Origin of the sequence: Promicromonospora sp. NPDC023805 (genome assembly GCF_040639635.1) — a bacterium.
In the GTDB taxonomy this organism is placed as follows: Bacteria; Actinomycetota; Actinomycetes; order Actinomycetales; family Cellulomonadaceae; genus Promicromonospora.
In genome coordinates, this window is the sequence record NZ_JBFAAH010000006.1 from 17,754 (window position 1) to 41,151 (window position 23,398).

General features: G+C 71.3%; 19 protein-coding genes. 14 read left to right on the forward strand and 5 right to left on the reverse strand.

The window, feature by feature from the left end; all coding sequences use genetic code 11:
* The first annotated feature begins 45 nt into the window (after positions 1–45).
* From AB0F70_RS08405 to AB0F70_RS08430, 6 genes are all read left to right on the forward strand, one after another.
* Complete coding sequence (locus tag AB0F70_RS08405) at positions 46–1,728, forward strand: glycoside hydrolase family 13 protein (RefSeq protein WP_357446067.1); 1,683 nt, start codon at positions 46–48, stop codon at positions 1,726–1,728.
* A gap of 67 nt (positions 1,729–1,795) precedes the next feature.
* Positions 1,796–3,169, forward strand: a complete 1,374-nt coding sequence (locus AB0F70_RS08410; protein ID WP_357446070.1) for an extracellular solute-binding protein — start codon at positions 1,796–1,798, stop codon at positions 3,167–3,169.
* Positions 3,170–3,245: 76 nt separating this feature from the next.
* Positions 3,246–4,220: a sugar ABC transporter permease gene (locus tag AB0F70_RS08415; protein WP_357446073.1), complete on the forward strand. Its 975-nt coding sequence runs from the start codon at positions 3,246–3,248 to the stop codon at positions 4,218–4,220.
* 1 nt (position 4,221) lies between these two features.
* Complete coding sequence (locus tag AB0F70_RS08420; protein ID WP_357446076.1) at positions 4,222–5,109, forward strand: carbohydrate ABC transporter permease; 888 nt, start codon at positions 4,222–4,224, stop codon at positions 5,107–5,109.
* Between the two features lie 72 nt (positions 5,110–5,181).
* Positions 5,182–7,257 carry an ATP-dependent DNA helicase gene (locus tag AB0F70_RS08425; protein ID WP_357446079.1) on the forward strand — a complete coding sequence of 692 codons (2,076 nt, stop codon included), beginning with the start codon at positions 5,182–5,184 and terminating at the stop codon, positions 7,255–7,257.
* A 9-nt stretch (positions 7,258–7,266) separates the two neighbouring features.
* A complete protein-coding gene (locus AB0F70_RS08430) occupies positions 7,267–8,244 on the forward strand; it encodes an L-lactate dehydrogenase (protein ID WP_357446082.1) in 978 nt (325 codons plus the stop codon).
* A gap of 84 nt (positions 8,245–8,328) precedes the next feature.
* Here AB0F70_RS08430 and lexA read toward each other — a convergent pair whose 3' ends face one another.
* Complete coding sequence (gene lexA, locus AB0F70_RS08435) at positions 8,329–9,078, reverse strand: transcriptional repressor LexA (RefSeq protein WP_357446479.1); 750 nt, start codon at positions 9,076–9,078, stop codon at positions 8,329–8,331.
* A gap of 255 nt (positions 9,079–9,333) precedes the next feature.
* Here lexA and AB0F70_RS08440 point away from each other — a divergent pair, with 255 nt between their 5' ends.
* The 3 genes from AB0F70_RS08440 (at position 9,334) to AB0F70_RS08450 (ending at position 10,745) form a co-directional block, all read left to right on the forward strand.
* Entirely contained in the window at positions 9,334–9,780 is a 447-nt protein-coding gene (locus AB0F70_RS08440; protein ID WP_357446085.1) for a LysM peptidoglycan-binding domain-containing protein, read from the forward strand.
* Positions 9,781–9,899: 119 nt separating this feature from the next.
* On the forward strand, positions 9,900–10,370 hold the full coding sequence (gene nrdR / locus AB0F70_RS08445; RefSeq protein ID WP_357446087.1) for a transcriptional regulator NrdR: 471 nt from the start codon (positions 9,900–9,902) through the stop codon (positions 10,368–10,370).
* Between the two features lie 147 nt (positions 10,371–10,517).
* Complete coding sequence (locus AB0F70_RS08450) at positions 10,518–10,745, forward strand: DUF5302 domain-containing protein (RefSeq protein ID WP_357446090.1); 228 nt, start codon at positions 10,518–10,520, stop codon at positions 10,743–10,745.
* A 94-nt stretch (positions 10,746–10,839) separates the two neighbouring features.
* Here the strand turns inward: AB0F70_RS08450 and AB0F70_RS08455 are convergent, their stop codons facing one another.
* Positions 10,840–11,496: a response regulator transcription factor gene (locus tag AB0F70_RS08455; RefSeq protein WP_357446093.1), complete on the reverse strand. Its 657-nt coding sequence runs from the start codon at positions 11,494–11,496 to the stop codon at positions 10,840–10,842.
* On the reverse strand, positions 11,493–12,632 hold the full coding sequence (locus AB0F70_RS08460) for a sensor histidine kinase (RefSeq protein ID WP_357446096.1): 1,140 nt from the start codon (positions 12,630–12,632) through the stop codon (positions 11,493–11,495). The genes AB0F70_RS08455 and AB0F70_RS08460 overlap by 4 nt, the downstream gene beginning before the upstream one ends.
* Positions 12,633–12,794: 162 nt before the next feature.
* Here AB0F70_RS08460 and AB0F70_RS08465 point away from each other — a divergent pair, with 162 nt between their 5' ends.
* Positions 12,795–13,265 carry a DUF6326 family protein gene (locus tag AB0F70_RS08465; RefSeq protein WP_357446099.1) on the forward strand — a complete coding sequence of 157 codons (471 nt, stop codon included), beginning with the start codon at positions 12,795–12,797 and terminating at the stop codon, positions 13,263–13,265.
* A 129-nt stretch (positions 13,266–13,394) separates the two neighbouring features.
* Here the strand turns inward: AB0F70_RS08465 and AB0F70_RS08470 are convergent, their stop codons facing one another.
* Positions 13,395–14,417: a LacI family DNA-binding transcriptional regulator gene (locus tag AB0F70_RS08470; RefSeq protein WP_357446102.1), complete on the reverse strand. Its 1,023-nt coding sequence runs from the start codon at positions 14,415–14,417 to the stop codon at positions 13,395–13,397.
* A 186-nt stretch (positions 14,418–14,603) separates the two neighbouring features.
* Between AB0F70_RS08470 and AB0F70_RS08475 the strand changes: the two genes are divergently transcribed.
* The 4 genes from AB0F70_RS08475 to AB0F70_RS08490 all read left to right on the forward strand — a co-directional run bounded on the left by AB0F70_RS08475 (position 14,604) and on the right by AB0F70_RS08490 (position 19,809).
* Positions 14,604–15,908 carry a sugar ABC transporter substrate-binding protein gene (locus AB0F70_RS08475; RefSeq protein WP_357446105.1) on the forward strand — a complete coding sequence of 435 codons (1,305 nt, stop codon included), beginning with the start codon at positions 14,604–14,606 and terminating at the stop codon, positions 15,906–15,908.
* An 83-nt stretch (positions 15,909–15,991) separates the two neighbouring features.
* Positions 15,992–16,930, forward strand: a complete 939-nt coding sequence (locus tag AB0F70_RS08480; RefSeq protein WP_357446108.1) for a sugar ABC transporter permease — start codon at positions 15,992–15,994, stop codon at positions 16,928–16,930.
* A 1-nt stretch (position 16,931) separates the two neighbouring features.
* Positions 16,932–17,825 carry a carbohydrate ABC transporter permease gene (locus AB0F70_RS08485; protein ID WP_357446110.1) on the forward strand — a complete coding sequence of 298 codons (894 nt, stop codon included), beginning with the start codon at positions 16,932–16,934 and terminating at the stop codon, positions 17,823–17,825.
* A gap of 49 nt (positions 17,826–17,874) precedes the next feature.
* Positions 17,875–19,809 (forward strand): beta-L-arabinofuranosidase domain-containing protein, encoded by a 1,935-nt coding sequence (locus tag AB0F70_RS08490; protein WP_357446114.1) that lies wholly within the window; start codon positions 17,875–17,877, stop codon positions 19,807–19,809.
* A gap of 299 nt (positions 19,810–20,108) precedes the next feature.
* Here the strand turns inward: AB0F70_RS08490 and AB0F70_RS08495 are convergent, their stop codons facing one another.
* The gene (locus AB0F70_RS08495) at positions 20,109–23,285 is read right to left on the reverse strand and encodes a family 43 glycosylhydrolase (RefSeq protein WP_357446117.1); all 3,177 of its coding nucleotides are present in this window, start codon (positions 23,283–23,285) and stop codon (positions 20,109–20,111) included.
* Between the last annotated feature and the right edge of the window lie 113 nt (positions 23,286–23,398).

Sequence of the window (23,398 nt, forward strand, 5' to 3'; positions counted from 1 at the left end):
TCGAGTTCTTGCGCAGTCGTTGTCATGTGACTTACGGTTCACTGCATGACGACGACGTCCGAGCCTGCAGCCGACCCGCAACCCGCCGGGCCCGAGTGGTGGCGCAGCGCGGTGATCTACCAGATCTATCCGCGCAGCTTCGCGGACGGGAACGGCGACGGGACCGGTGACCTCGCCGGCGTCCGCTCGCGGCTGGGCTACCTGCGGGACCTGGGCGTGGACGCCATCTGGTACACGCCCTGGTACGTCTCGCCGCTGGCGGACGGCGGTTACGACGTGCAGGACTACCGCCGGATCGACCCGGCGTTCGGCACCCTGGACGACGCCGAGGCGCTGATCGCCGAGGCCCGCGAGCTGGGCATCCGGACCATCGTCGACGTGGTCCCCAACCACATCTCGGCCGAGCACGAATGGTTCCGTGCGGCGCTCGCGGCAGGCCCCGGCTCGCCGGAGCGCGAGCGGTTCTGGTTCCACGACGGCGGGGGCGCCGACGGGGCACAGATCCCGACCGGGTGGGTCTCGAGCTTCCAGGGTCAGACCTGGACCCGCACGACCAACCCGGACGGCACACCCGGCCAGTGGTACCTGCACCTGTTCACCCCTGAGCAGCCGGACGTGAACTGGAACCACCCCGACGTCCGGCAGGAGCACGAGGACGTCCTGCGGTTCTGGTTCGACCGCGGCGCGGCCGGCATCCGGATCGACTCGGCGGCGCTCATCGTCAAGGACCCCGGGCTGCCCGAGGTCCCGGAGACGCCGGGCCCGGGGGAGCACCCCCACCTGGACCGCGACGAGATCCACGACGTCTACCGCGGCTGGCGGCGCGTCGCCGACTCGTACACCGAGCCGCGCGTGCTCGTGGGCGAGGTGTGGCTCGCCGACCACGAGCGGTTCGCCCAGTACCTGCGCCCCGACGAGATGCACACGGCGTTCAACTTCGACTTCATGGCCCGCCCCTGGGACGCGAAGGAGCTGCGTGAGTCGATCCGGATGACCCTCGAGGCGCACGCCCCAGTTGGTGCACCGGCCACCTGGGTGCTGTCGAACCACGACGTCACGCGGCCCGTCACCCGGTACGGGCGGGAGGACTCGTCCTTCGACTTCGCGGCCAAGCGGTTCGGCACGCCGTCCGACCTGGAGCTCGGCACGCGCCGGGCGCGGGCCGCCGCGCTGCTGGTCGCCGCGCTGCCCGGCGCCCTGTACGTCTACCAGGGCGACGAGCTCGGCCTGCCCGAGGCAGAGGTCCCGAAGGAGCTCATCCAGGACCCCATGCACTTCCGGTCCGACGGCGTCGACCCCGGCCGGGACGGCTGCCGTGTCCCGCTCCCGTGGACCCGGGCCGGCACGAGCCTCGGGTTCGGGCCCGACGGCGGCGGGGCGCCCTGGCTGCCTCAGCCCACCGGCTGGCGCGACCGCTCCGTGGAAGCGCAGGACGGCGACCCGGACTCGATGTTGAGCCTCTACCGCCGTGCGCTGCACCTGCGGCGCGACCTCCCGGCGCTGCACGCCGAGGAGCTCACGTGGCTCGGCCTCGATGCCGACCTTGATGTCGACGGCCAGGGCGACGACGTCGTCGCCTTCACCCGCGGCGCACGCTTCGCGTGCGTCGTCAATCTCGGGACGGCTCCCGTCCCGCTGCCCGCCGGAGCCACGGTGCTCCTGGCGAGCGGCCCCGTCGACGGCGAGATCGGACCGGACACAGCCGTCTGGCTCGACCTGCCGTCCTGACCCCCCTCTGCCCTACTCGTCTTCCCCCACAGATGCCGCCCCAGCGGCACACGACCAAGGAGTGACAATGAAGTCAGCACAGAAGCGCGCGGCGATCGCCCTGGTGGGCGTTCTGTCCGTCGCGGGAACCCTCACGGCCTGCGGCTCGTCCGAGGAGCCGGCCGCGGAGCCCACGGGCCCGGTGACCATCGAGGTCTCCATCGACGCCGGTCTCGAGCAGGAGGCGATCGACGCGTTCGACGAGCGCATCGCGCAGTTCGAGGAGGCCAACCCGGACATCCAGGTGGAGACGAAGGAGTTCACCTGGTCCGGCACCACGTTCGCCGCGGAGCTCGCGGGCGGCACGCTGCCCGATGTCTTCCCCATCCCGTTCACCGACGGCCGCGCCCTGATCGAGCGCGGGCAGATCGCCGACGTCAGCGAGCTGGTGGCGGAGCTGCCCTACGCGGACCAGTTCAACCCGATCATCGCCGAGGCAGGCCAGGACGCCGACGGCGGCATGTGGGCCATCCCGATCGCCGCCTACAACCAGGGCCTGCACTACAACCGGGCGCTCTTCGAGGAGGCCGGGCTCGACCCGGACAACCCGCCGGCGACGTGGGACGAGGTGCGCGAGGCGGCCAAGGCCATCGCGGACAAGACCGGCCAGGCGGGCTACGCCCACATGACGCAGAGCAACACGGGCGGCTGGATCCTCACCACCGAGACGTACGCGCTCGGCGGCCGCATCGTCGAGGGTGAGGGCGAGGAGGTGACCGCCACCGTCGACAACGACGCCACGGTCCAGGCGCTCGAGATGCTGCAGGAGATGCGCTGGGAGGACGACTCGATGGGCGCCAGCTTCCTGTACGACTGGGGCACCATCAACCAGGACTTCGCCGCCGGGAAGATCGGCATGTACATCTCGGGCGGGGCGAACTACCCCAACCTGTTCACCCAGAACCAGATGAACCCCGACGAGTACGGCGTCACGGTGCTGCCCCTGGAGGGCGACGACGCAGGCACGCTCGGCGGCGGCACGCTCGCCGCGGTGAGTTCCGCGGCATCCGCGGCCGAGCAGGCGGCGGCGGTGAAGTGGATCGACTTCTACTACATCTCCAAGCTGACCGACCAGGAGGCCGCCACGGCCGACGCCGAGGTCCTCGCCGAGACCGACCAGCCCGTCGGCGCTCCCGCCCTGCCGATCTTCGACCGGGAGACGTACGAGGAGCAGCAGGCCTGGATCAAGGACCTCGTCAACGTCCCGCTGGAGAACTTCGCGCCGATGACGGAGCAGATGTTCGACCAGCCGGTCATCCCCGAGCCCGCCGTCGCGACCCAGGACGTGTACGCGGCGCTCGACCCGGTGGTCCAGGCGGTGCTGACCGACGAGAACGCGGACATCGACGCACTGCTCGCCGACGCGCAGACCCAGGTCCAGGGCCTGCTCGACCGCAGCTGACCTCCCGCCGGCCGGGGCCACCGGTGGCCCCGGCCGGCGGCGGGACACGCTCGACCGACGAAGCGAAGGATCCACGATGACGACCATCTCCAGCCCGCTGCGAGCCACGGCTCCGGCACCACCACCGCCGTCACGCCCGCGCCCCCGCCGCACCCGGCGGCGCACGCCGAAGGACTGGCTGCGCGAGGGCGGTCTGAGCACCCTGATCATCGCGCTGCCGATGATCCTCGTGTTCGGCGTCTTCTCCTGGTTCCCGATCGGTCGCGCGCTCGTCATGAGTGTCCAGGAGACGAACCTCGTCACCGCTCCCGTGTTCGTGGGGCTCGACAACTTCGTGTTCGTGCTGCAGGACCCGCTGCTGGGCAAAGCCGTCCAGAACACGCTGTGGTTCGCCCTGCTCGCGCTCGTCTTCGGGTACCCGCTGCCGCTGGCCGCCGCGGTACTGATGAGCGAGGTGCGACGGATGCGGGGCCTCTTCTCCGCGCTGGCGTACCTGCCCGTCGTCGTGCCGCCCGTCGTGGCGGTGCTCCTGTGGAAGTTCTTCTACGACGCCTCGGACACCGGCGTGTTCAACACCATCGCGGGCTGGGTGGGGCTCGGCCCGTACCCATGGCTCCAGGACGCCACCAGCGCCATGCCGTCCCTGGTCCTCGAAGCGACCTGGGCTGCGGCCGGCGGGACGGTGATCATCTACCTCGCCGCACTCGTCGGGGTGCGGACAGAGCTCTACGAGGCCGCGGAGGTCGACGGCGCGGGCGTGTGGCGCAAGATCTGGCACGTGACGCTGCCGCAGCTGCGCGGCGTCCTCTTCATCACGCTGATCCTGCAGATCATCGGCACCTCACAGGTGTTCCTCGAGCCGTTCCTCTTCACCGGGGGCGGCCCCAACAACGCGACCCTCACGGTCCTGATGCTGATCTACGACTACGCGTTCGGGAGCAGCCTCGGCGGCAACTACGGGGCCGCGACCGCCCTGAGCCTGATGCTCGCGGGCGTCCTGGCAGTCCTCTCCGCGGTGTACTTCCGCGTGACCCGACCCTGGAGCAGCTGATATGGCAGCCACCATCGAACGCGGCATCGTCTCGTCCCACGACCGGCGCCGGCCGAGCGTACGGACCTCCCTCGGCGTGCTGCAGGGCGGCCTGCTGATCACCCTGGTCGTCGTCGGGCTCGGGCCGATCCTCTGGCTCGCGAAGGCCGCCGTCACCCCGACGCAGGAGACCCTCCGCCAGCCGCTCGGGCTGTTCCCCACCGGGATCGACTGGGCCAACCTCGCCACGGCGTGGAACCGGGCCGAGATCGACCACTACTTCGTCAACACGCTGATCGTGGCGCTGGGGGCCTGGTTCTTCCAGATCCTGGTCGCAACCACCGGCGGCTACGTGCTGTCGGTGCTGCGGCCCAGGTACGGCAACGTGATCTTCGGGCTGGTCCTCGCGACGCTCTTCGTGCCGTCCGTCGTGCTCCTCGTACCGCTGTACCTGACCATCCTCGACGTGCCGATAGTCCACATCAGCCTGCTCAACACGTTCTGGGCGGTCTGGCTGCCCATGGGCGCCAGCGCGTTCAACGTGCTGCTCGTCAAACGGTTCTTCGACGGCCTCCCGCGCGAGATCTTCGAGGCCGCCCGCGTCGACGGCGCCGGACCCTTCCGGCTGCTGTGGAGCATCGTGCTGCCGATGTCGAAGCCCATCCTCGGCGTCGTCTCGGTGTTCGCCGTCATCGCCGCCTGGAAGGACTACCTCTGGCCGCTGCTGGTCCTCCCGGACCCGGCCCACCAGCCGCTCTCCGTCCGGCTGCCCGCCATCGCCCCGTACCTGGAGCTCGACGTGTTCCTCGCGGCGCTCGCGATCTCCACGGTGCTGCCGATCGCCCTCTTCCTCGCCTTCCAGCGCCTGTTCCTCAGCGGCGCCGGACTGGGCGGCGCGGTCAAGGGATAGCCCCTCGGCCGGCCGCCGGCACCTGTGGACGAGATGGGGTGCATGTCGGTGGTCCGGCCTAGGATCGAACGTGTGACCAGCCTTCCCGACGCCCCTCCCCAAACCACCAACACCCAGCGGATTCCCGAGGTCGAGGAGCTTCTCGACCTCGCCGTCGGTGAGCTGGGCGGCGGGCGCCGGGACGGCCAGCACCGCATGGCAGTGGCGGTCGGCGAGGCCATCGAGAAGGGTGAGCACCTGCTCGTCCAGGCGGGTACCGGCACCGGAAAGTCGCTCGGCTACCTGGTGCCCGCCGTCCGGCACGCGGTCGCCGCCGACAGCAAGGTCATCATCTCGACGGCGACCCTCGCCCTCCAGCGGCAGGTCATCACGCGCGACCTGCCGCTCGTGGCCAAGGCCGTGACACCGCAGCTCCCGCGCGAACCGAAGATCGCACTGCTCAAGGGCTGGCACAACTACCTCTGCGTGCACAAGATCGGCGGCGGGTACCCCGTCGACGAGCCCACCCTGTTCGACCTGCCCGGCGGCGAGGACCACCCGCGCACCGAGGAGCCCGCGGCCTCCGGGGGCGCTCGCGGACGGCGCAAGGACGACGGTGCCACGCTCGCCGACCACGTCCGCCGCCTGCACGAGTGGGCGAACGAGACGGATTCGGGCGACCGCGACGACCTCGTGCCGGGCGTTCCCGACCGGGCGTGGCGCCAGGTCTCGGTCACCGCCATGGAGTGCCTGGGCGGCAAGTGCCCGATGCTCGCCGAATGCTTCCCCGACAAGGCGCGGGCCGCCTCCCGGGAGGCCGACGTGGTGGTGACCAACCACGCGATGCTCGGCATCGCGGCCACGGGCAGCCCGGGCATCCTGCCGGAGCACGACGTCGTGGTGGTGGACGAGGCGCACGAGCTCACGGACCGGGTCACCTCCTCGGCGACCGTTGACCTGTCCATGGCCTCGGTGGAGAACGCCGCACGCCTGGCACGGCGGCATGCGGGCACCAACACCGACACCCTGGACGCCGCGGCCCAGGCGCTCGGGACGTTGCTGGTCACCGCTCCCGCCGAACGGTTCCCGAGCGGCCTGCCCGACGAGCTGCGCATGGCGGTCGGCGCGGTGCGCGACGCCGCGCGCGAGGTGCTGAGCACGCTGAAGCCCGAGGCGGGCGGCGGCAAGGGGCAGGCCCCCGCCCCGCCCGAACCCGGCCTGAAGATGGCCCAGGGCGCGATGCTGCAGCTGTTCGAGACGGCGGAACGCATGTCGTTCCAGGACACGACCGCCGACGTGCTGTGGTGCTCGCGCCCGGACAACAACTGGGGCGGGTTCGCCGACAACGTGACGCGGCTGCACGCGGCGCCGCTGCACGTTGCCGGCCTGATCCGGATGCACCTGCTGGGCGAGGCGACGGGCGTCTTCACGTCGGCCACGCTGGCGCTGGGCGGCACGTTCGACGCGGTCGCCGGCACGCTCGGCCTCAAGGGCGAGGACGCCCCGCCGTGGCACGGCCTCGACGCCGGCAGCCCGTTCGACTACCCGCGCCAGGGCATCCTGTACATCGCGCGGCATCTCCCCGCCCCGGGCCGGGAGCCGACGACGGAGGCGCAGCTCGACGAGATCGCCGAGCTGATCACCGCCGCCGGAGGCCGCACACTCGGGCTCTTCTCCTCGCGCCGTGCCGCGAACGCCGCGGCGGAGGCCATGCGTGAGCGGCTGGACTTCCCGATCCTGGCGCAGGGCGACGACCAGCTGCCCACCCTCGTGCGCGAGTTCGCCGAGGATCCCGAGGCATGCCTGTTCGGCACGTTGTCCCTGTGGCAGGGCGTCGACGTGCCGGGCCCGTCGTGTCAGCTCGTGCTCATCGACCGCATCCCGTTCCCGCGCCCCGACGACCCGGTCAAGGCGGCACGCGCCAAGGCCGTGGAGCAGGCGGGCGGCAACGGGTTCATGGCGGTGTCCGCGCAGCACGCGGCGCTGCTGCTCGCGCAGGGTGCCGGGCGTCTAGTGCGGAGCATGGACGACAGGGGAGTGGTGGCGGTCCTGGACCCGCGCCTCGCGACCGCCCGCTACGCCTCGTTCCTGACCCGCTCGATGCCGGGGTTCTGGCCGACCACCGACTCGGCGCTGGTCCGCGCCGCGCTGGCGAGGCTCGACACCTAACCTGGGGGCATGGCAGCCCTTTCGGACATCCCGGCCGCACGGTCCGCCGGAGCCCGCACCACCAAGCTCGCGGTGGTGGGCGCGGGCGCGGTGGGCTCCACGCTGGCCTTCGCCGCGCTCGCGCGGGGCTCGGCGCGGACCATCGCCCTGCATGACGTGAACCGGTCGAAGGTCGAGGCCGAGGTGCTCGACCTCCAGCACGGCCTCATGTTCACGCCCCAGGCGCAGGTGATCGGCTCGGACGACGTCGGCGTCTGCGCGGGCGCCGACGTCGTGGTCGTGACCGCTGGGGCGAAGCAGAAGCCCGGGCAGACCCGGATCGACCTCGCCGAGGGAACGATCGGGCTGATGCGTGAGATCCTGCCTGGCCTGGTCGACGTCGCGCCGGACGCCACCTACGTCATGGTGACCAACCCCGTGGACGTCGTGACCTACGCGGCGCTCAAGATCTCCGGCCTGCCGCGCGAGCGGATGTTCGGCAGCGGCACGGTGCTGGACTCCTCGCGGCTGCGCGTGGTGCTCGCCGAGCGCTGCGGCGTGGCAGTGGGGAACGTGCACGCGTACATCGCCGGAGAGCACGGCGACTCCGAGATCGCGCTGTGGAGCTCGGCGTCGATCGGCGGCGTGCCGCTGCTGGACTGGGAGCCGCTGGGCGCGAACCCGCCGCTCGACGCCGCGGTGCACCACGAGGTGGTCGACTCCGCGTACCGGATCATCTCCGGCAAGGGCGCCACCAACTACGCCGTCGGCCTGGCCGCTACCCGCATCATCGAGGCGGTGCTCAACGACGAGGGCCGGATCATGCCGGTGTCCTCGCTGCTGGAGGACTATCACGGCATCAGCGACGTCTGCTTGTCCGTGCCGTCTCTCGTGGACCGGCGGGGCGTCACGGACAACGTGCGGGTGCCGATGTCGGACGAGGAACTGGCCGGGCTGCGTGCCTCGGCGGACAGCGTGTGGGCGGTGCAGAAGCGGTTCGGCTTCTGACGAGACCGGGAAGTAGAGCGCCTGTCCGCCCTACGCACGCTCAGCGTGGCGCAAGGCGGACAGGCGCTCTACTTCGCGGTCTCGTCAGAGACTGCGCAGCACCGCGACGACGCGGCCCAGGATCTGCGCCTGGTCACCCGGGATGGGCTCGTAGGCAGGGTTCTGCGGCAGCAGGAAGACGTGACCGTCGGTCTGCTTGAACGTCTTGACCGTGGCCTCGCCGTCGATCATGGCGGCGACGATCTCGCCCTGCTCCGCGACGTTCTGCTGCCGCACGACCACCCAGTCCCCGTCGCAGATCGCGGCGTCGACCATCGAGTCACCGGCGACCTTGAGGAGGAACAGCTCGCCGTCACCCACCAGCTGGCGGGGGAGCGGGAACACGTCCTCGACGACCTGCTCGGCAAGGATGGGGCCACCGGCCGCGATACGGCCGACGAGCGGCACGTACGACGGCGGCGGGGCGCTGGCGTCGTCGGGCACCGAGCCGCCCCAGTGGACCTGGCCGCTACGGCGCGGCTCGGGCCAGTGGATCTCGCCGCGGTTCGGCTTGTCGACCTGCTCGGCCATCGGCTCCACGAGCTCCATGGCGCGCGGCCGGTTGGGGTCGCGGCGCAGGAAGCCCTTCTTCTCGAGCATCTGGAGCTGGTGCTTGACGCTCGACGGGCTGGCCAACCCGACGGCCTCGCCGATCTCGCGCATCGACGGCGGATAGCCCCGCGTCTCGAACGACTGCCGAATCGTGTCCAGCACGAGGCGCTGCCGTTCGGTGAGGCGGTCAGTCGGCGAGATCGTGTGCACGTCAGCGACCGCCTTGTCGGCTGGCGTGTCCAGCGTGGCGACGCCGGAAAGTGCCGTGTCGACGGCTCTCGTGTCGCTGGTCCCGTCCCGTCCCGTCATGCCCGTGCCCCTCCCGTTCCGACAAATGTTCTCCTGTGCGCTACCCACTCTAGGTCACAAACGCGCTCGGCTCAAACGAATGTTCGAGCGTGTCTCGACATGGACGGTGTCCCGTGCTACACAATGGTACGGGCGTTCGACGAACGCTTGTATGAACGACAGAAGCTCTGCACACTTCGAGGAGGGGCCATGGGGGACGTGATTCCGCTGCGGCAGTACACCCCGACGTATGAACAGGCGTATGTGCCGTCGTACGGCAGGGGGTATGCACCGGCGGCCGGACTGGCCGCGGTCCGTGCGTACACCCCACCGGAGGCGCGCACGCTCGCCGACCGGCTGGGCCTGGCCGGCCTGCGGCTCACGCGGCGCGGCCGCGTCGTCCTCGTGCTGCTGGCCATGCTCCTGCTCGCTCCGATGGTCACGTGGGGGGCGACGGCGGTCGCGAGCTCCCCGGGGGAGCCCACCGAGGTCCGGGTGCATGCGGTGCAGCCGGGAGAGACGCTCTGGGGCTTCGCCCAGGAGGTCGCGAGGCCCGGCGAGGACGTCCGGCACGCGGTCGGCAGGCTGCAGGAGCTGAACGAGATGTCGACCGGGACCTTGCGCGTCGGGGAGCTGTTGCTCCTACCCAAGGAGTGACCGAAGGCCTCGATTCGCGGACGAATGTTGCGGCTATGTTGCAAGGGGGTGGTTTGCCCGCTTACGGTCGGGGCGCGACCGGAGGCCTCCGGTCGATGGTCGACCACGCAGGAGTGAGCATGCACTGCCCGTTCTGTCGCCACGCCGACTCGCGCGTGGTGGACTCGCGGACTGCCGACGACGGCCTGTCGATCCGGCGCCGACGGCAGTGCCCGAACTGCAACCGACGGTTCACCACCGTGGAGACCGCGAGCCTTTCCGTGGTCAAGCGCTCCGGCGCCACAGAGCCGTTCAGCCGCGACAAGGTCGCCGCGGGTGTGCGCAAGGCGTGCCAGGGGCGCCCCGTGAGCGACGACGACCTGGCGATCCTCGCCCAGCGCGTCGAGGAGACCCTGCGGAGCAACGGCAGCGCGGAGATCGACGCGTACGAGGTGGGCCTCGCCATCCTCGGCCCGCTCCGCGAGCTCGACGAGGTGGCCTACCTCCGGTTCGCGAGCGTCTACCAGGCGTTCGACTCGCTCGAGGACTTCGAGAGCGCGATCACCTCGCTCCGTGCGGAGCGCGCCGAGCGGGCGGCAGCTCAGGCGTAGGGAGTCCGGGCGGCCCGGCGCGCCGTCGTCGGGCGCGCTAGCCTGGGTGGAATCCAAAAATGTTGGCACCTGCCTGTGCCGTGGTGCAGGCTGGGGCCGACGACGGACCCGATCGAGGGACCCCCGGAACAAGAGGAGGTGATCGGTGTGACGGACGAGAAGCCCAATGCCGAGGCGGCCGAGACCAAGGGCGCTGAAGAGCCCAAGGTCGCGACAGCGCCGAGCACGGACGCGAAGGCGAAGTTCAAGGAAGCTCTGGACCGCAAGAATGCGGCTCGGAGCCGGACCTCCGCGGGCGATGTGAACACTGGTGCGGTGCACGGCTCGGAGACGACCGGCCCAGTCCAAAAGATGTTCCGCCGCAAGTCCGGCTGATCCTCGGTGGTGGAGGCCGCTGACCTGGTGAACAACCGGGTCAGCGGCCTTTGTCGTACCCGTGCGGTCGGGCCTGTGTAGCGATCCGTACCCGCTAGCCGGCCCTCATGCGTCTGGTGTCGTAGGCCCAGATCGCGATCTCGACGCGGTTGCGGGCGCCGAGCTTGGTCAGCAACGACGCGACGTGGGTCTTGACCGTGCTCAGGCCGACGAAGAGCTCGGTGGCGATCTCGGCGTTGGTCCGGCCCCGTGCGACCAGCGCGAGCACCTCCTCCTCGCGCTCGGTGAGGGGGTCGGTGGGCTGGACCGGCACCGCGGGCGCCTGGTCGGCGAGGGTCGCCAGCAGCCGGCGGGTGACGTTGGGGGCGATCAGCGCGTCCCCGTCTGCCGCCGCGTGGATGGCCTGCACGAGGAGCTCCGGCCCGGCGTCCTTGAGCAGGAAGCCGCGGGCGCCGGCGCGCAGGGCGCCGAGGACGTACTCGTCGAGGTCGAAGGTGGTGATCACGACGACCGCCATCGGGTCCGTCACCCCTGGCCCGGCCAGACGCCGCGTCACCTCGACGCCGTCGAGCCCGGGCATCCGGATGTCGACGAGTACAACATCGGGACGCAGCCGGGTCGCCAGGTCGAGCGCTGCGATCCCGTCTGCTGCCTCCCCCACGACCTCGAGGTCGGGTTGCGCGCCGAGGATCATCACCAGCCCGGCCCGGACCAGGTCCTGGTCGTCGGCCACGACCACACGGATGCTCATGGCAGCGCCACCACCGGCAGTACGGCCTCGACGACCCAGCCACCCGCGGGCCCCGGCCCCGCGGAGAGCGATCCGCCGAGGAGCTGGGCGCGTTCGGCCATGCCCAGCAGGCCGAACCCAGGAGCCGGGGCCGGCCCCGGCTCGGTCCGTCCGTCGTCGCTGACACGGAGCCTGACGGCGTCGTGCTCCCGGCGTACGTCGATCCCGACGAGGGTCGCGCCCCGGGCGTGCCGTAACGCGTTGGTCAGCGACTCCTGCGCGAGCCGGTAGAGCGCGGCGTCCACGGATCCCGCCAGTCCGGCCAGCGAACCGTGCAGCGAGACCTCGACGGTGGGCGTCGCGTCGCCGCGCGCCAGGGCAGGCAGGTCCGCGACACCCGGCTGCGGTGCGTAGGCGGCGGCTTCCTCCTCACGCAGCACCCGCACCATGGATCTCATCTCCGCCAGGGTGCGCGACGCTTCGGATTCGATCGCGGCCAGGATCTCGGCAGCCTTCTCGGGCCGGATGCCGGCGACCACGCCACCGGCCTGCGCCTGCACGGCGATAGCCGAGACATGGTGGGCCACGGTGTCGTGCAGCTCGCGCGCCAGCGCCACCCGCTCCTCATTGCGGATCTCGCGCTGTTGGCGATGCCAGAGCGCCGCGCGGTAGCGGAACACCGCCGCGAGAGCGACGACCAACAGCAAGAGGACGCTCCCGCCGAAGACGTCGGCCCAGCCCCCGGAGGATGCGTACATCCCCAGAGCGACGACGACCGCCACGAACGCCGTCCCCAGGACCATCTCCCGTCCCGAGCCCCACCGCACCAGGGAGTAGAGCAGGATCAGGACGGCCACCATGGAGTAGAGGCCGAGTTCTCCGGCGTGCGTGGTCAGCTGGAGGACCGAGAGCAGCCCGGCGACGCCCCACCCGACCAGGGCGGCGATCAGGGGGCGGTCCCGCCGCCAGAGCAGAGCAGGCATCAGCGCCACGGCGAGCACCGTCACGAGGGGTCGCCAGGCCAGGTCCGGCCGAACGATGCCCTCGACCAACGCAGCGGCCGCGAACGCGCCCATCAGCAGCCAGTCGAGACGACCGATGGGTGGGGCGCCAGCAGGCCGCGGCTCGTGCCAGATGGAACGCCCGACAGTGTTCACGGCTCCAGCCTAGAGATCGGCGCGCCTCGGCGTACCCACCGAAAGAACGAGAGAGGGACCATCCCATCGGCCGGGCGACTCCAGCCTCCGGGCCGATGCGCCCGACGCCCGGGCTCAGCGATCGTGGACGCACCGATCCCCACCACAACCACGGAGCCCATGATGACAACACGTCAGCCCACCACCACGCTGGAAGACCAGCCGGTCCCGGTCAGGATCAAGCTCGCCGCAGCGTGGACAAGCTTCATGTTCCTGTACGCCTATGTGGACATTCTCGGCTTCTTCACGCCAGGCATCGTCGAGGACATCCTCGACGGCAAGGTCTTCGAGTTCGACCTCTCCCAGACCTTTTCGACCACTGCGCTGACCCTCATGGCCGTCCCGATCTTCATGGTCGTGCTGTCGACGACGCTGCCCGCCCGGGCGAACCGCGCCACGAACCTCGTCGTGGCCCTGCTCTACGTCCCCGTCACGGTATTCAACGTGGCGGGCGCGTCCTGGCTGTACTTCTACGGCCTCGGCGTCGTCCTGGAACTGATCCTTCTCGCCCTCGTCGTGCGGTACGTCTGGACCTGGCCCCGCACCGGACCTTCGGCCCGGACCGTCGGCGCCCGGGCTCAGGCCTCCGCATAGGCGTCCGCGTACTCGGCGGTGGGCGGGATCGGCTGGATGACGTCGAGCAGGACGCCGTCCGGCGCGGCCGGTCAGGTGCGCGTGGACCGCGTCGGCGTCCCCGCCGGGCTGCTCGACGCGACGGGGGAGTCAGGGAACCGGGACCGACGACTCCCGCGTGACTATCCGGCAGGGCAGCTCCTCGATGCCGGAGGCGGCCTTGCCCTCTATCGCCTCGAAGAGCCGGCGCGCCGCGATCCGGCCGACCTGCTCGAGGTTCATGTCGACGCTCGTGAGCTGCGGCCGCGTGTTCGTCGTCAGCACCTGCCAGTCGTCGAACCCGATGACGGAGATGCTGCGCGGCACGTCCTTGCCGGACTCGCGCAGCGAGTCCAGCACGCCCCGTGCGATCTGGTCGCTGCCGCAGAAGAAGCCGTCCACGTCCGGGTACTGGTCGAGGATCATGCTCGCCACGCCGCGGCCCCAGCCCTCGCTCCAGGACCCGAAGAACGTCCGCCCGCCCACGAGATCGAGCCCGGCCTCCTTGATGGCGCGTTCCGCGCCGCGCGACCGGTCCTGGGCCGCCGCGTAGGAGGCGTCACCGGTCACGTGCGCGATCCGCCGCCGCCCGCAGGCCAGCAGATGGTCGATCGCCAGCCCGCCCGCGCTGACGTTGTCGGCAGTGATCGAGATGTCCGCCGGGTTCTCCGACGGCGCATACGCGTACACGACGGGAACGGGCAGATCGCCGATGAGTGGCGGGCGCGGATCGGTCCGGGAGCCGACGACGATCAGCCCCTCGACGCGGCGGGACAGCAGCGCGCGGATGTGGTGCTGCTCCCGGATCGCGTCGCCGCGTGCGTCGCACAGGAACACGGACACCTGGCCCGCGCCGAACGCGTCCTCCGCGCCCATCAGCACGGGGATCGAGAAACGGCCCTCGAGGTCTGAGGTGAGCAGGCCGACGGTGCCCGTCCGGCCCTGGAGCAGCCCGCGCGCCACGGCGTTCGGCGCGAACGAGAGCTGCTCGGCGGCCTCGAGCACCCGCGTGCGGGTCTCGGCGCGCACCTGCGCGCGACCGTTGATGGCCTTGGAGGCAGTGGCGATCGAGACCCCCGCGAGGCGGGCGACGTCGGTCAGTGTGGCGGTACGCGGGGTTTCGCCCGAGGCCATGGCTTCCTCCTGATTTCGATGTCGAACCATACCGAAAAGGTGTAACACAAACGTGACGAAGGTTCGTCCTTGACGTGATGTGGCGCCCAGTCTACTGTCACAGAAAGCCTTTTCGGGAGGTTTCGGCGCGGGCCTTCCTCCCGCACACCGGCCAGCCGAGTGACGACGAAGTCAAGGAGACGGATGATGGCTACCCACCGCAGAACGAGCGCGAGGCTCGTTGCCTCGGTCATCGCGGCAGGCCTGGCGAGCACGGCGCTCGCCGCCTGCGGCACGTCGGACGAGAACGGCGGCGCGCAGGAGGCACCGGTCTCCGCGGAGGGCGTCGACGACGGCACCGAGCTCACGCTCTGGACGCGCGCACCGCTCGAGCAGCAGGCCAACCTGCTCGTCGAGGCGTACAACGCCTCGCACGAGAACCAGGTGGAGCTCACCGTCGTGCCGAACGACGACTACGTGGCGAAGGTCGGCGCGGCCGCGGGCAGCGACGGTCTGCCCGACCTCTTCGCCGCCGACATCGTGTACGTGCCCAACTGGGTGCAGCAGGGCCTCTTCGCGGACGTCACCGACGCCGTCGGCGAGCTGGAGCACGCGGACCAGATCAACCAGGGCCACCTCGAGGGCGGCACGCTCGACGGCCGCCAGCACGTCCTGCCGTTCGTGCTCGACGTGTCAGTCATGTTCTACAACAAGGACCTCTACGAGCGGGCCGGCCTCGACCCCGAGCAGGGGCCGACGACGCTCGCCGAGTTCGCCGACCAGGCCAAGGCCGTCGACGAGCTGGGCGGCAACGTCAACGGCACCTACTTCGGCGGCAACTGCGGCGGCTGCCTCGTGTTCACGTGGTTCCCGCAGATCTGGGCCGGGGACGAGGACGTGATGAACGCCGAGGGCACGGAGTCGCTGCTCGCGGGTGACACCGCCCAGGAGGTCTACGGCGTCTGGCGCGACCTCGTCGAGTCCGACGCCGTGGGCGAGGGCTCCAAGGAGGAGACCGGCGCCACCTGGACCGGCCCGTTCCTCGAGGGCGAGGTAGGCGTGATGCCGTTCCCCGCCACGATGCTCGCCACTGCGGACGAGGCGCTCGGTGAGGTCGGCGTGGCCCCGATCCCCGGGCCCGACGGCGGCGCGTCCACCTTCGTGGGCGGCGACGGCATCGGCATCTCCAAGGACTCCGAGAACGCCGACCAGGCCTGGAACTTCATGTCCTGGCTCATGTCGGAGGAGGCGCAGGTCGAGGTCCTCGCCAAGAACGGCGACGTCGTCTCGCGGGCGGACCTGGCGGAGAACGAGTACTCCTCCAAGGACCCGCGCGTCCTGGCGGTCAACGAGGTCGCCGCACAGGGCCGCACCCCGCTCGCGATCAACTTCCAGCAGGCGTTCAACGCCCCCGGCAGCCCGTGGGTGACGATGGTCCGCAACGAGGTGTTCGGCGAGGGCGGCACCGTCGAGACGGACAACGAGGAGATCACCGCGGTGCTGGGGCAGTAGCCGCCCGCAGATGTCAGCTTGCGTGGTCCCGGCGCCGGAGTGGGCGGCGGGACCACGCGCCGAAGTGAACGAGGAGCCACCCCGTGCCCGCGAAGCTTTCAGCCCGCCCACCCGCCAGATCCACGAGACCGGCGATCGTCGCCGTCGCGCGGCGCCGAGCCCTGCACGGCTGGGCCTACGCCGCCCCGACCGCGGTGCTGGTCGTCGGCCTGTTCCTCCTGCCCGTCCTGCTCGTGGGCCAGATGTCGCTCTCCGACTGGCCGCTGCTGTCCGGGAACCAGGGGATCAACGCGCCGGCGAACTACCAGGACGCCCTGGGGCACCGGTACTTCTGGGACTCGGTCGTGTTCACGGTGAAGTACACGGTGATCGCCACTGTGCTGCTCATCGGTCTCGGGCTGGGCCTGGCGCTGCTCGTGCAGGAGTCGAGTCGCTGGTCGGCGGTGCTGCGCACGTCGATCCTGGTACCCAGCGCGCTCGGCCTCGCCTCCGCCTCGCTGCTGTTCTACGCGCTCTACTCGCCGCAGGTCGGCCCGCTCTCGCCGCTCTTGCAGCGGCTCGGTCTCGCGGATGGTCCGGTGACGTTCCTCGGTACCCCGGACAGCGCGCTCTGGTCGACGGTGTTTCTCGTGGTCTGGCGGTTCGCCGGGTTCTACATGCTGCTGCTCATGGTGGGGCTCCAGGGCATCCCGCACGAGGTGATCGAGGCCGCCCGGATGGACGGCGCGAACCGCCGGCAGACCTTCGTGAGCATCACGCTCCCGCTGCTGCGCCCGTCGCTCGCGCTGTGCACTGTCCTGTGCGTCACCGGCTCGCTGCTGGCGTTCGACCAGTTCTACATCCTGACCAAGGGCGGGCCGGACAACAGCACGCTCACGGTCGTCCAGCTCATCTACAACGTGGCCTTCCAGGGCCAGAACGACCTCGGCGTCGCGGCCGCGCTGTCGATAGTCGTCCTGGTAGTGCTCGTCGTCGTGAACGTGGCCCAGATGCGCGCGATGCGCACGAGCCAGGAGGACTGACATGACCACCACCGCACCCCCGAAAACCTCGCCGGCCCCCCAGCTCCGCCGTCAGCCACGCGCCCCGCGAGCCCGCCTCGCGGGGATCGCCCTCCGGACGCCGTACTGGGTACTCACCGGGGCGCTCGCCCTCGTCTTTGTGTTCCCCCTGGTGTGGGCGGGCGTCGCGTCCGTGGCGCCGCAGCCCGGCAGCAGCCAGGTCGACGGCTGGGGCTTCGGCAACTACGTCACCCTCATGGAGTACCAGGCGGGGTTGCCCCAGTACCTGCTCAACTCCACGCTCGTATCGGGCATGACCGTGCTCTTCACGCTGACGGCGTCGGTGCTGGGCGGCTACGCGTTCTCGCGCTTCCGGTTCCCGGGGCGGGACGTGCTGTTCCTCCTCACGCTCGCGATCCTCATGGTCCCGTACGCGACGCTGCTCATCCCGCTCTACGTGATGCTCAACGCGGTGGGCCTGCAGAACACGCTGGTCGGGCTGTCGCTCGTCCTGACGGTGTTCCAGCTCCCGTTCGCGACGTTCATGATGCGGATCTCCTTCGACGCCGTCCCGCGCGAGCTCGACGAGGCGGCGCTCGTGGACGGCTGCTCGTCGTTCCGGGCGCTGCGCACGGTGCTGCTCCCCGCCGTGAAGCCCGGGGTCATCACGGTAGGCCTCTTCGCGTTCCTCGCGGCCTGGAACGACTTCGTCGCGCCGCTCATCCTCATCTCGGACTCCGACAAGATCCCGCTCCCGCTGGCCGTGGCGAACCTCCGGGCCCAGGTCATGGGCATCGTCGACTACGGCGCGACCGAGGCGGGCGTCGTCGTCATGGCGCTGCCGTGCGTCGTCCTGTTCCTCCTGCTCCAGCGGCACTACGTCCGCGGGTTCATGTCCGGGGCGCTCAAGGGCTGACCGTCCGGTTCCCCCAGTTCGTCCGTCCACCCCTCTCGGAGGTCTCCGCATGCTCTTTCCGACCGGACACCGCGGCGCGGCCACGCCCGCGCCAGTCGTGCCCTCGACCGGGCGGCTCCAACCACTCGGCCTCGACCAGGTGCGCATCACCGGAGGCCCGTGGGCCCGCCGCCAAGAGGTGAACGCCACGGCCACCCTCGCCCACATCGAGCACTGGCTCGAGCGTGAGGGCTGGCTCGCGAACTTCGGGCTCGCGGTCACCGGCGGCCTGGCGGAGGGCCGCCGCGGCAGGGAGTTCAGCGACTCGGAGGTGTACAAGCTCCTCGAGGCCATGGCCTGGGAGCTCGGCCGACGGCCCGACGCCGACCTGGAGCACCGGTTCGGCGCGATAGTGCGCAGGGTCGCCGCCGCCCAGGAACCGGACGGCTACCTCGGCACGAGGTTCGGCAGGCCCGGGCAGGAGCCCCGCTACACCGACCTGGAGTGGGGGCACGAGCTCTACTGCCAGGGCCACCTCTACCAGGCGGCCGCCGCGCGGGCCCGCACCGGCCGCCCCGGCGATCTCCTGGTCGAGGTCGCCCGGCGCAGCGCCGACCACGTGTGCGCGACGTTCGGCCCCGACGGCAACCAGGGGGTCTGCGGTCACGCGGAGGTCGAGGTAGGTCTGGCCGAGCTCGGACGCGCCCTCGGCGAGCCCCGCTACCTCGCTCAGGCCGCGCTGTTCCTCGACCGGCGCGGGCACGGGGTCCTCGCCGACATCGAGTTCGGTCGCTCCTACTACCAGGACGACGTCCCCGTGCGCGACGCCGAGGTCTTCCACGGGCACGCCGTCCGGGCCAACTACCTGGCCGCGGGCGCCGTGGACGTGGCGGTCGAGACCGGCGACGAGAAGCTGCTCGACGCCGTCGCCGGGCAGTGGCAGCACGCCCAGGCGCGCCGGACGTACCTGACCGGCGGGCAGGGTTCGCACCATCAGGACGAGGCGTTCGGCGACGACTGGGTGCTGCCCCCGGACCGCGCGTACTCCGAGACGTGCGCGAGCGTCGGCTCGGTGATGGTGTCCTGGCGGCTCCTGCTGGCGCGCGGCGGCGCCGAGTACGCCGACGCGATCGAGCGCGCGCTCACCAATGTCATCGCCACCTCGCCCGCCCACGACGGGCAGTCCTTCTTCTACGCGAACACCCTGCACCAGCGGGTCCCGGCCGAGCACGTCGCCACCGACGAGGTGAGCAAGCGTGCCGAGGCGTCCCTGCGGGCACCGTGGTTCGAGGTCTCCTGCTGCCCGCCCAACGTGGCGCGCACGTTCGCGAGCCTCGCGGCGTACGTCGCCACGATGGACGACGGCGGGGTCCAGCTGCACCAGTACGCGCCGGCCGAGATCCGCGCCACGCTGCCGTCCGGGGCGCAGGTGGCCCTGGACGTCGTGACCGGTTACCCGGTCGACGGCCGGGTCGAGGTCCGGGTGCTGGAGGCGCCGGCGAGCGGCTGGACCCTGACGCTGCGGGTGCCCTCCTGGTCGCCGTCGGCGCGGGTCCGGGTGGACGACGGGGCGGTCCGCGAGGTCGGTCCGGGCGCGGTGCAGGTCGCCGGGCCTGGTGCCGGCGGCCTGGTGGTGCTGGACCTGGACACCGTGCCACGGTTCGTCACGCCCGACCCGCACATCGACGCAGTCCGGGGCTGCGTGGCGGTGCAGCGCGGCCCGGAGGTGCTGTGCCTCGAGTCGGTCGACCTGCCGGCGGGTCGCGGGGTGGACGACATCGTCGTGGACACCTCCGTGCCGCCATGGGAGGTGGACGGCACGGTGTACGTCCGGGCCGGAGCCCTGGTCGGAGACGCCGGAGCCGACGGCGGCTGGCCCTACGCGGCAATGGGCGACGTCGTGCAGCGTCCCCGGCCCGAGCTGCGCGACGTGCCGCTCGTCGCGTACCACGACTGGGCCAACCGCGGACCGGCCACGATGCGGGTCTGGCTCCCGACGCTCTGACCGGGTCTCGGCGCGCAGCCGCGCGCCAGCCCAGTGATTGGGCCCGGACTCCTGGCTAATTCGGGCCTGATCACTGGGCTGGCGCGGTGGTCGGGCGGCTGCGTGCTGAGTTCGGTCGGTTGCACGGCTTCCTTGCTGAGTTCGGTCGGTTGCCCTGAGATCGGTCAATCAAACGACCGAACTCGTGGCAACCGACCGATCTCGTGCGAGCGACGTGACAACTGACCGAACTCACCCGGGCGCCCAGCTCTCACGGTCGGCACCGCGCGCACAGCCGCACCGCCCGCACAGGCCCGCGATCAGGGTTCGCAGCTCACCCCCGCGTACGAGGCCACCAGCTCACGGGTCACCGCATCCCCACCGACGTCGCCGCGCACCCGCACCGTGACCGCCCCGCCGTCGACCTGCGCAGTCCGCGCCGCGAAGGACTGGTAGGCGGCTCGCCCAGCGGCCACGCCGGTGACCTCGCGCGTGCCGTACGGCGTGACGAGCGTGACGTCCACCGGACCGTCGTGGTCGTTCACCGCACGGACGGCCAGGGTCGCGCTGCCGGCCAGGCAGCGTGCCTCGGCCGTGACGGTCACCGCTGGTTCGGCAGGGCCGCCGGTGCCCGGGTCGTCGGCGATGACCCGCCACTCGGTGGCGGCGACCGCGGAGAACTGCGTGCCGTCGCCGTTCGCGTGGACCGTCGCCCGCAAACGCGAGGTCGTGACCGGCCCGAAGGTCATCCGGTTGAACTGGCCGGTGCTCGTCCCGGCCGCCGACGGATCGGGTACGGGCGCCCACTCCTGTGCGGTCTCGTCCCAGTACGACAGCTCCCAGGAGTCGGGTGGGGCCACGCCCACGCCGGTGCCCTGCGGCTGGTCGGCCCAGAACTTGATCTCCGCGGCGGTGAGCCGGATCGGCCGGGACCAGTCGTACCGGACCCACTGGGTGGCCGGATGGTCGCCCGACCATGTGCCCCAGAGCTGCGCCTGCGGCGGGTTCGCGGGATCCAGCCCGTCGTTGAGCGCGAGCACGGAGTTCCAGCCCGCCGTGTACGACGCCGTCGGCGTCGCCAGCGCGGCGACGTTCCCGCTGAGCGGCCCGCCGATGTCGGAGGGAATCGCGATCGTCCGAGCCGGTTCGGCATTGCCCGCCCGGTCGACGGCGCGGTAGCGCACGTCGTGCCGATCCGTGTTCCCGGCGGCCACCGGTCCGTCGTACGGCTCGAACCCGCCGCCGTCCACCGCTACCTCGATGCGCGCGACGCCGGACGTGGCGTCGTCAGCGGTCACCGTCACCGCGCGGGCCCGCTCGTCGAGGGTCGCGGTGCTCCGCGGCGCCGTGCCGTCGATGCGGACGTCGAGCGAGGCCTGCGCCGACGAGTTGCCGGCGCGGTCGGCCGCCGTCGCCGTGACCGTGTGCTCGCCGTCGCCGGTCACCTCCACGTCGGTGTACCGGACGGGGTCCGTGACCACGGGCTCGGCGCCGTCGACCGACGTGGTGAGGACCAGCCGGCCGCCGCCGTCGTCCACACCCGCGACTCGGGCGCGGACCGCGGATCGGAACCAGCCGCCGGTGCCGGCGCTGCCGATCGGGGTGACGATCACCTCCGGGGGCGTCCCGTCGCTCGAGGTGTCAGCCGGATCGACCACCGTCACCGGAGCGGTGACCCGGCCCGCGGCGTAGCCGAGCACCGAACCCTCCACGGTGAGCTCGCCGGGCTGGGCGACGTCCTCGGGAGTGAGCGGGTCCCAGTAGGCGGGCACCTGGAGGGTGTGGCCGCCCGGGTAGGTCGCCGTCACGGTGCCGGGCAGCTCGGTCTCGCCGACCTCGACGGTCATCCGCCCGGGTGTCACCGTCTCGGGCTGCTCGGCCAGCACCTTCCACTCCTCGACGGCGATGCCCGAGTAGGTGGAGCCGTTGGTCGAGGCGTCGAAGACCGCCCGGACCTGCGTGGTCGTCACCGGGTCGAACGACGTCGGCTGATAGCCGGCGGTGCCGGTCGGGTACCCGTCGGCCCCGGGCACGTCGGCCCAGGCGCCGTCGTCGGCGTCCCAGTACTGGATGCGCCACGACGCCGGGGCGGCCACGCCCACGCCGGAGCCCTGCGGCTGGTCGTTCCAGAACTCGATCTGCGACCCGGAGACGCGCACCGGCTGGTCCCAGGTGTACTGCACCCACTGCTGGGGCGGGTTGTTCCCGGTCCAGGTACCCCACATGTCCGGCGGTAACGGGTTGGGCCGCACCAGCTCGTCGTTGAGCGCCTTGACCCAGTACTGCGTGGGCACTGGATCGTTCGAGACGGTGACGCGCGCCTCCTGCGCGACGTTCGCCCGTGGTGTGCGGTCGGGCTCCTTCGGGGGAGTAGTGGTCACCGGGAGCATCCGCGGCGGGCTCTGCGTGTCGTCCCACTCGATGCGGTCGATGGCCACCGACCGCCGGAAGTGGTTGCCGCCCTCTGCGTCGGCCGTGTGATAGGCGATCCACCACTCGCCGTTCAGCTCGACGATGCCGGGGTGGCTCGTCGTCGACGAGACGGGCGGGAGGACGGTACCCCGGTAGGTCCACGGGCCCTCGGCCGACGGCGCCGTCGCGTACGCGATGCACGCGTGATAATTCGCGGGCGTGCACCGGCTGGTGGGGCCGGCGTTGTTGCCCGCGTACGCCAGGTAGTAGGTGCCGTTGCGCTCGAAGAGCCAGGGCGCCTCGAAGAACCCGGTGAGGCCCGTGACGGACCGGACGCCGCCGACCGGCGTCTTCATGTCCTGCGCCAGCTCGACCTGACGCAGGTTGCCGAAGCTGCCCCAGTACATGTGCACGCGGCGGGCGTCGCCCGTGCCGTCCACGAGCACTGTCGGGTCGATGTTGTGGATGGTGTTGGGCGTGGGGAGCCGCTGGGAGACGATGGGCCCGCCCGCGTGGTCGGTCCAGGGGCCGGTGGGGGAGTCGGACACGGCGACGCCGATGCCGAACTTGTCGCCCGCCGGGCTCGCCGCCTCGTGCACGGGGACGTACCAGTAGTACCGGCCGTCGACGCCCTGCTGGACCTCTCCAGCGTAGGCGCGCCCCGGCGTCGCCCACGAGAAGACGTCCTCCGGGCGCATCAGCGACGGGTGGTGGGTCCACTCGCCGGCGTCGACGTCGGCGGTCACGAACGCGCCCCACTCGTTCATGATGAAGTCGTTGCGCGTGGGGCCCGCCTCGTCGTGGCCCGTGTAGACGTAGAGCTGGTCCGCGCTGGTGTTGTTGCCGGGTGCCCCCGCCGGGACGACCAGCGGGGCCGGGTCCGCCGAGTAGTAGCTGCCGTCGGCGAGGATCGGGTTCTCCGTGCTCGTGATGCTCACCGGATCCGCTGCCCGGTCCGTCGCCTGCTCGGCGGCCTGGGCCGCGGGCGCAGTCGGCGCCGTGAGCCCTGCGGCGAGGATCGCCGCCAGGGCGCCTGCCGTTACCGGTCTTCCACCACCGGCCTGCCTCATGCGTGTCTGTCTCATGCGCGTTCTCCTGTCGTGGCACCTCGTCGTGGCACTGCCGCACTGACGCGCCGACCATTTCACAGCGGAGAGCCGCCAACAATGGGTTTCGGTGTTTTTCGGCGTGCAGACTG

Bases quoted from the DNA above. Each gene is read 5' to 3' on its own strand.
- AB0F70_RS08405 (WP_357446067.1), top strand. From the start codon at position 46: ATGACGACGACGTCCGAGCCTGCAGCCGACCCGCAACCCGCCGGGCCC.
- AB0F70_RS08410 (WP_357446070.1), top strand. From the start codon at position 1,796: ATGAAGTCAGCACAGAAGCGCGCGGCGATCGCCCTGGTGGGCGTTCTG.
- AB0F70_RS08415 (WP_357446073.1), top strand. From the start codon at position 3,246: ATGACGACCATCTCCAGCCCGCTGCGAGCCACGGCTCCGGCACCACCA.
- AB0F70_RS08420 (WP_357446076.1), top strand. From the start codon at position 4,222: ATGGCAGCCACCATCGAACGCGGCATCGTCTCGTCCCACGACCGGCGC.
- AB0F70_RS08430 (WP_357446082.1), top strand. From the start codon at position 7,267: ATGGCAGCCCTTTCGGACATCCCGGCCGCACGGTCCGCCGGAGCCCGC.
- AB0F70_RS08440 (WP_357446085.1), top strand. From the start codon at position 9,334: ATGGGGGACGTGATTCCGCTGCGGCAGTACACCCCGACGTATGAACAG.
- nrdR (WP_357446087.1), top strand. From the start codon at position 9,900: ATGCACTGCCCGTTCTGTCGCCACGCCGACTCGCGCGTGGTGGACTCG.
- AB0F70_RS08455 (WP_357446093.1), bottom strand. From the start codon at position 11,496: ATGAGCATCCGTGTGGTCGTGGCCGACGACCAGGACCTGGTCCGGGCC.
- AB0F70_RS08465 (WP_357446099.1), top strand. From the start codon at position 12,795: ATGACAACACGTCAGCCCACCACCACGCTGGAAGACCAGCCGGTCCCG.
- AB0F70_RS08470 (WP_357446102.1), bottom strand. From the start codon at position 14,417: ATGGCCTCGGGCGAAACCCCGCGTACCGCCACACTGACCGACGTCGCC.
- AB0F70_RS08475 (WP_357446105.1), top strand. From the start codon at position 14,604: ATGGCTACCCACCGCAGAACGAGCGCGAGGCTCGTTGCCTCGGTCATC.
- AB0F70_RS08485 (WP_357446110.1), top strand. From the start codon at position 16,932: ATGACCACCACCGCACCCCCGAAAACCTCGCCGGCCCCCCAGCTCCGC.
- AB0F70_RS08490 (WP_357446114.1), top strand. From the start codon at position 17,875: ATGCTCTTTCCGACCGGACACCGCGGCGCGGCCACGCCCGCGCCAGTC.
- AB0F70_RS08495 (WP_357446117.1), bottom strand. From the start codon at position 23,285: ATGAGACAGACACGCATGAGGCAGGCCGGTGGTGGAAGACCGGTAACG.